Origin of the sequence: Mesorhizobium sp. M00.F.Ca.ET.216.01.1.1 (assembly GCF_004010325.2) — a bacterium.
Classification (GTDB): domain Bacteria; phylum Pseudomonadota; class Alphaproteobacteria; order Rhizobiales; family Rhizobiaceae; genus Mesorhizobium.
Map to the genome: position 1 here is coordinate 1 of NZ_SADR02000412.1, position 312 is coordinate 312.

Below are 312 nucleotides of genomic sequence, written 5' to 3' on the forward strand. Positions count from 1 at the left end.
AGTGCTGCGCGCGGCGCAAGAACTCGGCTACCGGATGACGCCGCGCGAGGCGAGCGCGCTGCCATCGTTCAACACGGCGCAAGGCGAACGTAATCTGATCGTCTATCTGGCCGATGAAATTTCGACGAGCCCGCATCCCGTTGTCAGCATCGACGGCGCGCGCGACGCCGCATTCGCGAACGGCCGCATGCTCGCCGTGTATTCGACGCACGGCAACGCGGAGATCGAGGCGCGCGTGCTCGATGCGACGCTCGGCAATCCGAACGTGCTCGGCGTGATCTATGCAACCGTGTTCACGCGGCGCGTGACGCT

The 312-nt window shown here is 65.4% G+C and carries 1 pseudogene; it reads left to right on the top strand.

The features are described 5' to 3' along the window. Positions 1-312 (top strand): annotated as a pseudogene (locus EN859_RS36725) (LacI family transcriptional regulator); the annotation flags it as partial.